Origin of the sequence: Herbiconiux liukaitaii, assembly GCF_041927495.1 — a bacterium.
Lineage (GTDB): Bacteria > Actinomycetota > Actinomycetes > Actinomycetales > Microbacteriaceae > Herbiconiux > Herbiconiux liukaitaii.
This window is the reverse complement of the sequence record NZ_JBHFHG010000002.1, coordinates 55677-69281: the sequence shown is the minus strand read 5'-3', so window position 1 is coordinate 69281 and position 13605 is coordinate 55677. Positions and strand designations below refer to the sequence as shown.

The following is a 13605-nucleotide window of genomic DNA, read 5'->3' as shown; positions in this document are numbered from 1 at the left end:
CCTGACTGCGCGAGCGCTGGAGCGGGTCGGAGCCGACTCCGGGCTCACGATCCGGATGCCTGCGGGCGGTCCTTCGAGGAGGTGATGTCGGTGAGGAAGTCTTCGAAGGAGGGGAGGTGGCGGTCTCGGGAGACGCGCTCGGCGTCGAGGCCGATACGAAGGACGTCATTGAGCGGGAGGGCGTCGGCAGCGATGCGCTCGCGCAGCTCTGCGACCCGCTCGAACGGCGATCCGGAGCCTGAACCGGTTCCAGTGCCGTCCGAGCCACTGGCGTCGGAGGCGATGCCCAGAGCGGCCTGCAGCGGCGCCAGGTCCGGGAGGACCCCGAGCACGCCCGGCACCTCCGGCGAGGCCACCGCGATGCGCGACGGCGCGGGCACCGGGAGCACCCGCACGAGGTTCGACAGCGCCGCGGTCTCGCCGTGCTCGTTCGCGGCGCGCACGCCGATGCGTCCGCTCTGGCGTGCGGTGAACCGCTCGCTCACCGAACGCCCGCTGATCTCGCGCGTGATGTCGGCGCGCCCCGGCATCTCGATCGTCAGCCGCTGGGCACCGGAGAGGCTCACGTCGAGCCGCACCTCATCCCCCTCGGCCACGAGCGCCGGGCTCACCACGACGCTCAGGATGACGGGCGCCTCGAGGTTCTCCACGATCACGCCGCGCAAGTACCGGTACCAGGCGGCGGCGCTTGGCCGCACCGAGGGGTCGTCGCCGAGGGCCTCGCGCATCATCCGGTGCCCGGTGTCGTCGACCACACCCCGGATGCGGTCGGCATCGCGACTCCGCTCGAGCCCGTCGCCGGCGGGCGCGAGCACCCGGAGGATCAGCAACCCCAGCTTGTATCGATCGCTCTCGACCGTCTGCACCGATGGCTCGCGCGACATCGAGGCATCCGTTACCGCACCGGCCCCGCGACCCCGGCCACTGTCGGTGACATCGCCATCACCACTTTCACCGCCGCCGCCATCATCGTCGCCGCCAAACGCCTCGGGTGCCGCCCACCCGGCACTGTTCCGCTGCAGCACGCCGTCCTTTGCGAACGCCGCCCCCTCCCCGCCCACCACGAACGCCTCGGCCACCTCGCCGACCCCGAACAGCACCGATCGATCCGACAGATCCCCGAACACGACCCCCTGCCGATGCAACAGCCCGAGCAGCAGACACACCCGCGCCAGCACGGTCGCCCGCGCCACGAGATCCCGCTCCCCCACCGCGACCGCCCCGGCCCGCCGAGCCCGCTTCGGCGCGTTCACGAGCCACTTCGCCGGCTGGGGCACCTTGCGATGGGTCTTGTCGCCAGCGGGCAGGTAGTAGAACGGATGCGCCGCCAACGGCACGAGGCACCCCACGACCTCCCCGTCGTCACCCTCCACCACGGCCAGCGGCCACGCGGCCAGCCCATCGAGCACCGCCCGCTCGCGGGCATCGAGCCCCCACCGCAGTGCGATGAGCTTCGACAGCGTCGCAGGATCCCAGCCGATCGCGTCCCGGCCAGTCGAGTCCCTGCCAGTCGTGTCCCGGCGATCGGCGTCACGCTCCCGCAGGCGCACGAACGCCAGCCCACCCGGATGCCCGGGCACGGTGAACGCATCGAGCCGGAAGACCTCGGTGACCGCCCCGCTGCCGATCGCAGCCCTCGACCCGAGGTCGGCCTCCCGCACCCGGATCCCCGCAGCCCGCGACACGCGCTGCCCCTCAACCTGCTCCACACCCTCTGCCACGAGCACCGAAGCTACCCCACCCGCATCCGCGTTCCCTGGAGCGGCGCTCAGGCCACGTGCACGCTGCCGTCGCCGTGCTCGGGGTACTGGTCGAGCGCCTCCAGGATCCGGTCGGCGATCCGCCCGAGAACCTCCGTGGTGACAGCGAGCTCGTGCGCATCCGTCGTGGTGGTCGCGGCGCCGACCATGGCGAGGAACTCCTCGTGGATGCGATCCATCACCGCGACCCCGTGAGGGGTCAGCTCGAGCTGGATGCTCCGTCGATCCTCGGGATGCTCGACCCGGTGGATCAGCGATGCCGCGACGAGCCGGGTGGAGACCCCGGTGACCGCACCCGAGGTCAACGAGAGCCGCTCGGCGAGCCGCTTGGGCGTGATCCCGGGTTCTGCGGCGATGCGGAAGAGGGCTCGCAGTTCCATCGGGGAGACCCCCTCGTCGGCCGCGATGCGAGCCCGGTTGTGATCGAGAGCGCGCTGCAGACGCAGGGCCGCTTGCGGGAACCCGCTGAGCGCGTAGGCCGCCACCTCGTCATCGGCCATGGTCTCTCCGCTCCTCGCGCAGGCACTTTCTGCACCCGTGCAGATTTTACGGCCGAAGGCAGAGAACCGAGAATCCACTATTTATTTTAAGAGCTAAATCATTTAGCGTCTAAAGCAGATGCGATCGCCGCCTCCGGAGCGCCGCTCCACTCCGATCGCACGGAGGAGATTCTCGTGATTCCCGACGCATTGACGCAGGGCCAATACGACACCGTCTACAACTTCCTCTCGCTGGTGATCGCGTCCCAGCTGTTCGCCGCGCTGTTCATGCTGATCTCGTTGCCGAGGCTGCTGCCGCGCTACCGGCAGGCGATCACCGTGGCCATCATCGTCTGCGGCATCGCGGCGTATCACTACTTCCGCATCTTCGATTCGTTCAAGGAGGCGTTCGTCAGCTCGGAAGCCGGAGGCACGGGCGACTACGTGCAGGCGATCGGCGCCTCCTTCAACGAGGGATACCGCTACGTCGACTGGCTGCTCACCGTGCCGCTGCTGCTCGTGGAGCTCATCGCGGTGCTCGCCCTCGCCCGCTCGGTGCAGCGTTCGCTGCTACTCAAGCTCGTGCCGGCTGCGATCCTGATGATCGCCCTCGGCTACCCGGGCGAGATCAGCGACGACAACGCCGTGCGCGGCATCTTCGGGATCCTGTCGACCCTCCCGTTCCTCTACATCCTGTTCGTGCTCTTCACCCAGCTGAGCAAGTCGCTCAAGAACCAGCCGGCCTCGGTGCGCAAGACGCTCGGCCGTCTCCGGTACCTCCTGCTGCTGAGCTGGGGTGTCTACCCGATCGCGTACCTGCTGCCGCTGCTGAACATCGAAGGGGCGGATGCGTGGGTCGGCAAGCAGATCGGCTACTCCATCGCCGACATCGTCGCCAAGGCGGTCTACGGACTGATCATCTTCTTCGTCGCCCGCCGCAAGTCCCACGAGGACGACCCGCAGTTCGCGGCCCTCGAAAGCTCCACGGAAGACCGCCCCCGCCCCTGACCCCGCCCGCATCACCCCCCTAAAGTGATCCGGATCCCGCGCTGATCGCTTCGACTTTTCGCTCGAGCACGTGGTCGATGCGCTGCGCCTCTCGAATCAGTCGCGCGGCATCCGGATGCACGCACCCGGCGATGGCGATCAGATCGTCGCGCAGCTGCTCCAGCGGTGCGCGGAAGATCGGCTCGTGGTGCGCGAGCCGATTTCGGAACCGCCTCACGTCGTCGAGTTCACGGTGGAGCTGCTTGCGGCGTCGAACGCCAAGGTGCGGGAAGGCATGGACCAGCCGCGGTTGCCACAGCGCAGTCTCATAGCTGAGCAACGGGTCGCGGGGGCGTCCCGCATCGGTGAGTCCGACCCACAGGCCGAGACTCGTTGCGGCGACCACCTGACCAGCGCTGGGAGCATGCACGCCTCTGCGCGAGAGATCGGAGTGCGCAGTGTCGATCATCGATCTTTCGCGACGCATGAGGTGAACCGACGGATCGTTCCACCAGTCATCAGCTCGGCCGCGACGGAGCGCATCGTGAACGGCGTTCCGCAAGACGACCTCGAGAATGCTGATGGGCCCCCAGAACGCTGAGGTCAGTTCTGCGTTCCAGAGGTACAGCCTTGCGGCCAGCCGTGCGTCACCTTGGTAGTGCGCCAGATAAGCGCCGAACCGTGGCTCACTGACCAGCACCGGCAACTCCGACAACGAACTGGGATCTAGCACCGAGCACCCGTTAAAGACGTTCGCCCCAGGAGTCCGGAGAACCGAATGGTCACTGGGGCGTTACCTCCTTATTCTCACTCACGGGGAACGATTTTCAAAGCCTGCAGAGCATCACAGGGGAATCGAACCGAATATTTCTCATGACTATAGTGCGTTCGGCCTCAGGGGTGGATGTCTGTTGAGCGGGGCAGCATGCAACTCCTCCGCGCGGGGGACGGCGTTCAGTCCCGGGCCGGATTCGGGGCGGCGGGGCGCTCGGGAGGATGGGAGGGCCGCATCAGCCGGGCGGCGCTGCTCGAACGATCGGTTCCCGTGAAGAAGCCCCTCAAGATCACTCTCATCACCCTCGCCTCCCTCGCCGGAGCCCTCACGCTCAGCCTCGTCGCGACGACGACCGTCAACGCCGTCGCCACCGCATCCGAGGCCGCCGAGCTGCAGCCCTACGGCCAGCGCGTGCCGGTGGACGGCAGGAACATGAACGTGGTGGTGAGCGAGGAGGCGCCCGCCGACGCCGAGACGATCGTGCTGCTCCCCGGCCTCGGCACGGCGTCGCCGGCGCTCGACTTCGCGCCGCTCGTGCGCGAGCTCGACGACGACTACCGCGTGGTGGTGGTCGAGCCCTTCGGGTACGGCCTGAGCGACCAGACCGACGAGCCCCGCACCTCCGCCGCCATCGCCGCCGAGGTGCACGAGGCCCTGCAGGTTCTGGGTGTCGACCGCTACGTGCTCGCGGGCCATTCGATCGCGGGCATCTACGCCCTCGAGTACCTCACCCACTACCGCGACGAGGTGACGGCGTTCGTGGGCATCGACACGAGCGTTCCGGGCCAGCCGGGCAGCGACGAGCCGACCTCGGTCGAGGGCGTCGACACCCTGAAGCAACTGGGCATCCTCCGCCTGCTCACGGCACTCTCCCCCGGTGCCTACGACGGCCTCCCCGCCTACGACGACGTCGCCCGCCGCCAGCTCGCCATCCTGAGCAACCGCAACACGATGAGCCCGACCCTCCTCGACGAGCTCTCCCGCACCCCCGAGAACTTCGCCGCCGCCGGCTCCCTCACGTTCCCGCGCGACCTCCCGGTGCTCCTCTTCGTGGTGGGCGCGGATGCCGAGGTGCCGGGCTGGGTGCAGCTCCACGAGTCCCAGCTCACCCAGGTCGACCGCGGTGAGTTGAAGACCCTCGACGGCGCGCACTACCTCCACCACACGCACTCCGCGGAGATCGCCGAGGCGACGCGCACGTTCCTAGAGCCCTGAACAAAGCCCCGCCCTATCGGTCGCCTCCGCCGCCGCCCGCGCCCCCATGAGAGAGCCCGCCGAGGTGACCGAGGTGCCGGCGCAGGGCCCCCGTCACGTCCTCGACCGCGCCCAGGCCAGGCGCATCCGAGTCCCCCGCCCGCCCGAAGGCCTGCACGAAGAGCTCCTGCACCGCCCGCAGATGAGCCGCCGATGCCCGCCGGAACTGCGAGGCACCGACTGCTGTCAGCACCACCTCGGCCCCTCGCCCGTCGGCCACCGAGGCCTCCCGCACCACGAGCCCCCGCCCCTCCATCCGCCCCAGATGATGCGACAGCCGGCTCCGCTCCCAGTCGATCACCGCGGCCAGCTCCGACGATCGCAGTCGTCTCTCCGAGGCCTCGGAGAGCGCGAGCAGCACCGAGTAGTCCCCCGTCGACAAGCCCGACTCCGCCTGCAACCGGGCGGCGAGCAGAGAGCGGATGCGATCACCGGTCTCCACATAGTCACGCCAGGCCCGCAGCTCGTGCGCCGTGGGTGACCGCCGCCCACCCGCTTGGGAATCTTTCACGCATCCTCCTAGTTGACATGTCAATAGTACGAGCGACAGAGGAGCACGCATGCCCACCACCCCGATCGAATTCGGTCTGAACTCCTTCGGCGACGTCCCGACCGACGGCACCCGCACACTCTCCGACGCCGAGACAGTGCGCCTGGTCGTCGACGAGGCGAAGCAGGCGGAGGCCGTGGGCCTCGACGTCTTCAGCCTCGGCGAGCACTACCGAGAGGGCTACGTCGACTCGGCCACCCCGGTCCTCCTGGCCGGCATCGCCACGGCGACCGAGCGCATCCGCCTCGGCACCGCCGTCACCGTGCTCAGCACCAACGACCCTGTGCGCCTCTACCACGAGTTCTCCACCCTCGACGCCCTCTCGAACGGCCGCGCGCAGCTCGTGCTGGGCCGCGCCTCGCAGACCCAGTCGTTCCCCCTCTTCGGCTACAACCTCGAGGACTACGAGACCCTCTTCGAGGAGAAGCTCGACCTCTTCATGAAGCTCCAGCGCGAGATGCCCGTGACCTGGCAGGGCACCGTGCGCGCACCCCTTACCGACCAGACCCTGCACCCCACCATGCGCCCGGGCGGCATCCCCACCTGGATCGGCGTCGGCGGCAGCCCCGACTCGGTCATCCGAGCCGCCCGCTACGGCCTGCCCCTCATGCTCGCCATCATCGGCGGTGAGCCCCACCGCTTCGCCGGCCACGTCGACCTCTACCACCGCGCGCTCGACCAGTTCGGCCAGCCCCGGCAGCCCGTGGGCCAGCACGCCCTCGGCCTCATCGTTGACACCGACGAGGAGGCCGCCGAGACCTGGTGGCGGTCGTGGGAGCCCCTCGTCACGCAGATGGGCCGCGAGCGCGGCTTCTACCCGCCCACGCGCGAGCGCTACGAGCTCGAACTCGGCACGGGCGCCCTCTTCGTGGGCTCACCCGAGACCGTCGCGCAGAAGATCGTGCGCATGACCCACGAGCTCCACATCGACCGCTTCGACCTCAAGTACGACATCGGCGGCCTGCCGGTCGACGCCCGCGCCCGCACCATCGAGCTCTTCGGCACGAAGGTCGCGCCCCGCGTGCGCGAGCTGCTGGCCGCCGAGCGCGACCAGCCGCAGCCCGACGAGCACGAGACCCACGCCCTGCACCAGATCGGATCGACCCATGCCTGAGACCCAGCACACCCAGAACCCCCGGCTCACCCAGCCCGGTGACGCCCCCACGTACTCCGACGCCGCCCTCCCCACCATCGGCATCCTCGGCGCCGGCAAGGTCGGCACCGTGCTCAGCCGCCTCCTCCTCGCCGCCGGCTACCCCGTGCTCATCGCGGGCTCCGGCAGCGCCGACAGGATCGCCCTCATCATCGACGTCCTGGCCCCCGGCGCGGTAGCGATGACGGCGGATGAGGTGGCTCGCGACGCCGACATCGTCATCCTCGCCCTCCCCCTCGGCAAGTACCGCACCATCCCCGCCGACCTCCTCGCCGGCAAGCTCGTGCTCGACGCCATGAACTACTGGTGGGAGATCGACGGCCACCGCGCTGACCTCAACGACCCCCGCGCCTCCACGAGCGAACTCGTGCAGTCCTTCCTCCCCACCTCCCGCGTGGTGAAGGCCTTCAACCACATGGGCTACCACGACCTCGACGAGGGCCCCGCACCCGAGGGCACCCCGGCCCGCAAGGCCATCGGCATCGCGGGCGACCACGACGCAGACCTCACCGCCGTCGCCACCCTCGTGAACGCCGCCGGCTTCGACCCTGTGCGCGTGGGCACCCTCCGCGACAGCATCCTCCTCGAACCCGGCAGCGACCTCTTCGGCGCCAACCTCCCGGCCGACGGCGTAGCGGATGCGGTAACCCGCTTCCCGACAACCGCCCGCGGCCAGGCGGTCGCAGCAGCCCGCTTCCCGACGACCGACCGCGGCCAGACGGTCGCCTCAGCCCGCGCCGGCTACCTCACCGAGGAGGATGCCGCCTAGCGCCCCATCCGCACCGCCCATGCGACCCGACGGCAAAGCCGAGTAGCGTGACACCCATGACAAGCAGAGCCGGGCGCACGACCCTCATCATCGTCGGTATCGCGGCCCTGCTCCTCGGAGCCCTCTTCGCAGGCCAGGGCGCGAACCTGATCCCGGGCAGCTCCATGACCGGCGACCCCACCTGGCTCTACATAGGCCTGGCCCTAGCGGTCGTAGGCGCAGTCCTCCTAGTCCTCGGCCTCCGCCGCCGCAGGGATAGCCGCTGATTCTCGACCACCTTGTGATCGAGCATGGGAACGGTCCGATCACCCCGCGCACGTGAGCCTCCGTGTCGTTGTCAGACGCGCGGAATAGAATCGCCCACCAGGAGGACTTCGATGACAATCACCGAAACGCGCGCCCTGCAGGTGGAGGCGGCGATCCACAGTGCCGAGATCGAAGGGCTGACCGTGACGTCAGACACCCGGGCGGACGCGGAGTCCTACGTGGCAGGCGAGATCGACTCGAGCGAGCTCGTCGATCGAGTTCGCGCTCGCTATGGCCTCACCTGATTTCGTTGACCCCTATCTGATACCCGGCACACCGGTCCTCCGCAACATCGTCGGGGCAGTTTCGGTGTCGGAGTTGGCCGCTGCAGAAGCGGATCTCTCCTTCGCACGCGCGCTGGAGCTTCTCGACAACCCGGTCGCGTCGACGAACGATCTCCGCGAGCTCAAGGAGATCCATCGACGCCTCTTCCAGGACGTTTTTGACTGGGCAGGACAGGTGCGCTCCGTGGATGTTCGAAAGGACGTGCCGGGCGCGGAGTTCTTCATGCCCGTCGGATTCATCGAGTCGGCTGCCGAGATCTGTTTCCGCGAGCTAGCCGAAGAGGACTACCTCACAGGGCTGGGTCGCGCCGACTTCATTCAACGGCTCGCTGTCCACTACGAGAAGATCAATTACATCCACCCGTTTCGAGAAGGAAACGGCAGGACGCAGCGGATCTTCTGGAACAGGATCGCCCTCGAAGCCGGCTGGCAGCTCGACTGGCGCCCCGTCCACGGTGAAGAGAACCATGCTGCTGCGCGTGCGGGTTCCGACGACGGCAACCTCGAGCCTCTGATCGCGATGTTCGACAAGGTCGTGGCACGGCCCCAAGATCGTCCGGCCCGCGAGTGGATCGCGACGGAGATCGAACGGCTTTCCATCAACCCTGCGGATGCGCCTTAGCGGCGACCCGTCGGATGGCGCCTACGAGCGCGGGGGCGGCTGGTACGTCTCGCCCAGGACCGACGACAGCCCCACGAAGATGCGCACCGCCGACACCTGGCAGATCTCATCTCCCGGGTCGTCCTGCAGCGTGGGCGAGTTCTCGCACCCACCGGAGGCGACGTCGCTGTTCGTCTGCACGACCACCGTCGTATCCGTGGCCGTGTCGTAGAACTGCGTGGTGTTGTACCCCGACAGCTCCCCCGCGTGCCCCACCCACCCCTGACCGCATCCCATCTGCAGCCCGTATCCACCGGCACCGGGCGCAGGCGGACTCTGCGACGGGTCGAGGAAGCTCTCGAGCCGCACCCTCTGCGTCGCATCGTCGAGGATGCCCCGACCGGTCCCCAGCGCACGCCCCATGGTCAGCAGGTCGTCGGTGGTCGAGATGATCTCGCCGGCCGTCCAGGCCCACGACGGGTTCCAGTCGGTCGAGTCCGTGGGCACACCCGTGCCCGCCGCATCCACGTTCAGGGTGAACCCCCGCGCGAACGGCTCCGGCAGCGCAGCCGATGACTCGGGCCACACCGTCGCCGTCAGCTCCAACGGGTCCAGGATGCGCGACTGCAACTCGTCGGCAATCGCGTTCCCGGTGACCTCCTCGATGATCTCGCCGAGGATGACCGAGTTGCCGTTGGAGTAGAGGAACCGCTCCCCCGGCTCGGCAGCCGGTGACACCTCGACGGTCGCCTCGACGAGCTCCGAGGGCGTGAAGCCGGCCGTCGGATCGGCGAAGTACTGCGTGATGAACTCGTCGTTGGCCGTGTAGGTGTTGACCCCGCTCGTCATGTTCGCGAGCTGACGGAGCGTGATGCGATCGCCGTTCGGGATGCCGTCGACGTACGTGTCGACCGTGTCGTCGAGCGACACCTCCCCCTCCTGCACCAGCTGCAGCAGGATCGTGCCGGTGTACATCTTCGTCAGCGAGGCGATGCGGGTGCGCATGCCGACGGCCATCGGAGTGCCGGCCGCCGGATCGGCGAGCCCGTACGCCTTCTCCCACCGCCCCTCCGGCGTCTGCACCCCCACGATGGCGCCGGGCGAGGCCCCGAGATCGAACGCGGCCTGAGCCGCGGCGTCCAGCGAGCTCACCAGTTCGGCGGGCAGCTCGCCCGTCGGCTGATCGGTCTTGCCCGCCGCGATCGCCGCATCGGGATCCGCCACGCAGGTCGATGCGGTGAGCGCAGCACCCGCGGTCGACGTGGAGGACGGGGTGGAGGTGGATCCGGCCGGATCCGCGGGCGTCGAGCCGGTGCAGCCGGCCAGCAGCAGCACTCCGGCCACCAGAGCGGCGGCACGGGCGGCGGTCGTGGGAGCGATCACGGTGGTCCTTCGATCGGGGGGTCGTGGCGGCCGCGCAGGCCTTCCCGGACGCGCAACGCGAGGCGTCGCGCACGACTAGGGAGTGCGGCGACGCCAGTCTGAACGCGGCGCGGCAAGCCGTCCATAGACCCAGGTCATGTCCCTCCCGCCAGAGGGGACTCAGGTCCATGGTGCCGCCTCGGCTCGCACGCCACAGTTGTCGTGGAGGCAGCCGAGCCGGCCTCCGCGGACCGTCCCGCACACACCACCACCACCCGTCTTCGTCGGGCCGAACATCGGAGTCGCCATGCGTCGCACCCCCCTCAGCTCACCGCGTGCGGCCACCGCAACCGCACTCACGCTGGGGCTCGCCGGCCTCCTGCTTCTGACGGGCTGCACGGCCGGCAGCCCCGCATCGGAGACACCTGCAGCAACGCCCGCGGCCGGCGCGAAGACCCCGACACCCGTCGCCGACGGCGAAGACCTCACGCCCGACACCTCGTTCACCCCCCTCATGGCCTCGACGACCACGACCCCGGCCCCCGTGCTCGGCACCGACGGCAAGGTGCACCTCGCCTACGAGCTGTTCCTCACCAACGCCGTCTCGCTGCCCTACGCCGTCGATTCGCTCGACATCGCCGACGCCGAGACCGGCGACACACTGCTCACCATCGGACCCGACGACATCCAGAGCGCCATCACCCGCCTGGGAGACGACGCCGAGGGCACCGACGAGACCGGCCCCATCACGATCGACCAGTCCGAGACGTGGATCGCCTGGATCGACGTCGCCGTCGACCCCGACGCCGTGCCCGAGCGCCTGCAGCACACCGCGAACGGAGCCATCCAGCGCCCCGACGGTCAGGCCATCCCGGTCGACGCCGTCATCAACACCACCACGATCAGCGACGCGGATGCGCAGGTGGTCTCCTCCCCCGTGGCGGCGGGAGACTGGCTGATGAGCGAGGGATGCTGCAGCAACTTCACCCACCACCGCAACGGCTTCGCGCCGATCAACGGCCAGGGCCTCGTGCCGCAGCGCTTCGCCGTGGACTTCTACAAGGTGGATGCCGAGGGCGTCACCTGGGAGGGCGACCCGAGCAAGCCGGAGAGCTACTTCTCCTACCGCCAGCCGATCGTGTCGGCCACATCCGGAACCGTCGTGCGAGCGGTCGACGAGTTCGACAACAGCACCTCGCTCCCCGAGCCGCCGCCCATCCCGCCGATCATCGAGACCGTCGGCAACCACGTCGTCGTCGAGATCGAGCCCGGCCGCTACCTGCTCTACGGGCACATGGACCCCGGGTCGGTGAGGGTGAAGGTCGGCGACACCGTGGAGGTGGGGCAGGAGCTCGGCCTCATCGGCACGAGCGGCAACTCGACCACCCCGCACCTGCACTTCCAGCTGCAGACCGAGCCGACCTTCTTCCCGACCGACAGCCTGCCGTGGGTATTCGACGACTTCACCGTGCTCGGCACGATCACCGAGCGGATCTGGGACGACGACCTCGGCCTCCAGCCCACGGGCCGGCTCCCCTTCGAGACCACCGACCCCAGTGACCGCACGAACGAGATGCCCCTCGACCGCGACGTCGTGCGGCTCGACTAGGAAGACGACGATGAAGCAGACAAGAACCACGGTTTCGCTGGCCACCCTGGTGGTCGGATCACTCCTCCTGGCGGGCTGCTCGGCCGGCGGCGGGAGTTCCTCCCCCGCCCCGGCGACGAGCAACCCGGCACCCGCCGCCCCGAGCGCCACCTCTGCCGCAGCATCCGACTGCGTGACCGACCCGGATGCCGTGATCGCCCGCACCGAAGAGCTGCCCACCTCGCCGATGCCGGAGGCCGCGGCATCCGACATCGACGCGGCCGCCCGCCAGGGTTTCGCCGATGCGGCTGCTCCCGGCACGATCGTCGCCGTGCAGTCGCCCGACGGCCTGTTCCTGCAGGCCTACGGCGTCGCCGACCCGGCGACCGGCGCCCCGATGACCACCGGCATGCACCACCGGGTCGGCTCGATCTCGAAGACGTTCACCGGCACCCTGCTGCTGCAGCTGGTCGACGAGGGCGATGCTGGACTGGACGATCCCGTCTCCGACTACCTCGAGGGCGTTCCGAACGGCGACGAGGTGACGCTCCGCATGCTCGCCGACATGTCGAGCGGGCTCGCCAGCTACACGAAGGACGAGGCCTGGCAGGCGTCGTTCTTCGGCGACCCGCTGAAGGTGTGGGAGCCCGACGAGCTGATCTCGACCGGGTTGGCACTGCCGCCCGTGTTCGCGCCAGGCGAGAGCTTCGACTACTCCAACACCAACACGCTGCTGATCGGCAAGGTGATCGAGAAGATCACGGGCAAGACCTTCGACGAGGTGATCGACGAGCGCATCATCGAGCCGCTCGGCCTCACGAACACGAACTGGCCCGGCGCCTCCGCCGACTTCCCGCAGCCGCACGCGCAGGGCTTCACGCTGCAGGGCGAGACGGCGACACCGGATGCGCCCGCGAACGCCACCGACTGGAACCCGTCGTGGGGCTGGACCGCCGGCGAGCTGATCACCACCGCCGCCGACCTCGCCACCTATGCGCGCCACCAGGCCACCGGATCGGGCCTGCTGTCACCCGAGCTGCAGCGCGAACGCCTCACCGGCTTCGACGACTACTCGGGGTACGGCCTGGCGATCACGTGCGCCGGAGGCTGGATCGGCCACACCGGCGAGCTGCCCGGCTTCAACACCGTGATGCTCTACGACACGGCGAACGACATCACCCTCATCACCATGACGAACAGCGACATCGCCTCGGGCGACTGCCCAGAGGGCGCCACGATCACCGACAACCCGACGGTCGACCTCCCCTGCTCCTCACCCGCCCTGCGAGTGGCGACGTCCATCACGACGGCCCTCGGCAACCCCTACGTAGGCCCGGGCCAGAAGCGGTAGCCCCGGTGGGCCGGCGCCACCGACCCGACCGACCCCGAGAACTGGATGCCCCTCCACCGCGACGTCGTGCGCTTCGACTAGGGCATTGCAGTTAGACCGACGGTCCCGCCACTCCGGCCGATGCCACGACGTGGCCGGAGTTCCCTCGCACAAGATCGACTCTTCGTGCCGCCGGGTCAAGGACGCCCGTGAAGCCGACGACCACTTCTTCCGACAACACCATCCCGCCGGAGGTCGTCGCCTTATGCGGATAGCTCCGACCCGTATCGTCGCGAAGCGACAGGTCATGCTCAAGCATCCGAGCGACGAACCCATCAGAGAGCCCGACCATGCGGACGACTGTCCCCCAGGCCCACAACTCGACGAAAGACACTACGTAGCGGATG

The 13605-nt window shown here is 69.0% G+C and carries 14 protein-coding genes; 9 read left to right on the top strand and 5 right to left on the bottom strand.

Features of this window, described 5'->3' with window-relative positions; all coding sequences use genetic code 11:
- Positions 1 to 44: 44 nt before the first annotated feature.
- Together ACEXQC_RS00850 and ACEXQC_RS00845 are read right to left on the bottom strand one after the other, a co-directional pair.
- Positions 45 to 1727 carry a hypothetical protein gene (locus ACEXQC_RS00850; protein ID WP_374817376.1) on the bottom strand — a complete coding sequence of 561 codons (1683 nt, stop codon included), beginning with the start codon at positions 1725 to 1727 and terminating at the stop codon, positions 45 to 47.
- Between the two features lie 41 nt (positions 1728 to 1768).
- Positions 1769 to 2260, bottom strand: coding sequence for a MarR family winged helix-turn-helix transcriptional regulator (locus ACEXQC_RS00845; protein WP_374817374.1), 492 nt, complete (start codon positions 2258 to 2260; stop codon positions 1769 to 1771).
- A gap of 174 nt (positions 2261 to 2434) precedes the next feature.
- Here ACEXQC_RS00845 and ACEXQC_RS00840 point away from each other — a divergent pair, with 174 nt between their 5' ends.
- Complete coding sequence (locus ACEXQC_RS00840) at positions 2435 to 3247, top strand: bacteriorhodopsin-like (protein WP_374817372.1); 813 nt, start codon at positions 2435 to 2437, stop codon at positions 3245 to 3247.
- Positions 3248 to 3266: 19 nt separating this feature from the next.
- On the opposite strand, the gene ACEXQC_RS00835 is transcribed toward ACEXQC_RS00840, so the two are convergent.
- The gene (locus ACEXQC_RS00835) at positions 3267 to 3926 is read right to left on the bottom strand and encodes a hypothetical protein (protein WP_374817370.1); all 660 of its coding nucleotides are present in this window, start codon (positions 3924 to 3926) and stop codon (positions 3267 to 3269) included.
- A 225-nt stretch (positions 3927 to 4151) separates the two neighbouring features.
- Here ACEXQC_RS00835 and ACEXQC_RS00830 point away from each other — a divergent pair, with 225 nt between their 5' ends.
- Positions 4152 to 5216 (top strand): alpha/beta fold hydrolase, encoded by a 1065-nt coding sequence (locus ACEXQC_RS00830; RefSeq protein ID WP_374817369.1) that lies wholly within the window; start codon positions 4152 to 4154, stop codon positions 5214 to 5216.
- Between the two features lie 13 nt (positions 5217 to 5229).
- Here the strand turns inward: ACEXQC_RS00830 and ACEXQC_RS00825 are convergent, their stop codons facing one another.
- A complete protein-coding gene (locus tag ACEXQC_RS00825; protein ID WP_374817368.1) occupies positions 5230 to 5766 on the bottom strand; it encodes a MarR family winged helix-turn-helix transcriptional regulator in 537 nt (178 codons plus the stop codon).
- A gap of 49 nt (positions 5767 to 5815) precedes the next feature.
- On the opposite strand from ACEXQC_RS00825, the gene ACEXQC_RS00820 reads away from it, so the two are divergent.
- The 5 genes from ACEXQC_RS00820 (at position 5816) to ACEXQC_RS00800 (ending at position 8939) form a co-directional block, all read left to right on the top strand.
- Positions 5816 to 6919 carry an LLM class flavin-dependent oxidoreductase gene (locus ACEXQC_RS00820; protein ID WP_374817367.1) on the top strand — a complete coding sequence of 368 codons (1104 nt, stop codon included), beginning with the start codon at positions 5816 to 5818 and terminating at the stop codon, positions 6917 to 6919.
- Positions 6912 to 7727 (top strand): NADPH-dependent F420 reductase, encoded by an 816-nt coding sequence (locus ACEXQC_RS00815; RefSeq protein WP_374817365.1) that lies wholly within the window; start codon positions 6912 to 6914, stop codon positions 7725 to 7727. Before ACEXQC_RS00820 ends, ACEXQC_RS00815 begins: the two co-directional genes overlap by 8 nt.
- A 56-nt stretch (positions 7728 to 7783) precedes the next feature.
- Positions 7784 to 7993, top strand: coding sequence for a hypothetical protein (locus ACEXQC_RS00810; protein WP_374817364.1), 210 nt, complete (start codon positions 7784 to 7786; stop codon positions 7991 to 7993).
- A gap of 111 nt (positions 7994 to 8104) precedes the next feature.
- Positions 8105 to 8278: an antitoxin VbhA family protein gene (locus tag ACEXQC_RS00805; RefSeq protein WP_374817362.1), complete on the top strand. Its 174-nt coding sequence runs from the start codon at positions 8105 to 8107 to the stop codon at positions 8276 to 8278.
- On the top strand, positions 8265 to 8939 hold the full coding sequence (locus ACEXQC_RS00800; RefSeq protein WP_374817359.1) for a Fic/DOC family protein: 675 nt from the start codon (positions 8265 to 8267) through the stop codon (positions 8937 to 8939). Before ACEXQC_RS00805 ends, ACEXQC_RS00800 begins: the two co-directional genes overlap by 14 nt.
- A 21-nt stretch (positions 8940 to 8960) precedes the next feature.
- Here the strand turns inward: ACEXQC_RS00800 and ACEXQC_RS00795 are convergent, their stop codons facing one another.
- On the bottom strand, positions 8961 to 10301 hold the full coding sequence (locus ACEXQC_RS00795; protein ID WP_374817357.1) for a serine hydrolase domain-containing protein: 1341 nt from the start codon (positions 10299 to 10301) through the stop codon (positions 8961 to 8963).
- 286 nt (positions 10302 to 10587) lie between these two features.
- On the opposite strand from ACEXQC_RS00795, the gene ACEXQC_RS00790 reads away from it, so the two are divergent.
- Positions 10588 to 11889, top strand: a complete 1302-nt coding sequence (locus tag ACEXQC_RS00790) for a M23 family metallopeptidase (RefSeq protein WP_374817354.1) — start codon at positions 10588 to 10590, stop codon at positions 11887 to 11889.
- Between the two features lie 10 nt (positions 11890 to 11899).
- Complete coding sequence (locus ACEXQC_RS00785; protein ID WP_374817352.1) at positions 11900 to 13219, top strand: serine hydrolase domain-containing protein; 1320 nt, start codon at positions 11900 to 11902, stop codon at positions 13217 to 13219.
- Positions 13220 to 13605 lie beyond the last annotated feature (386 nt).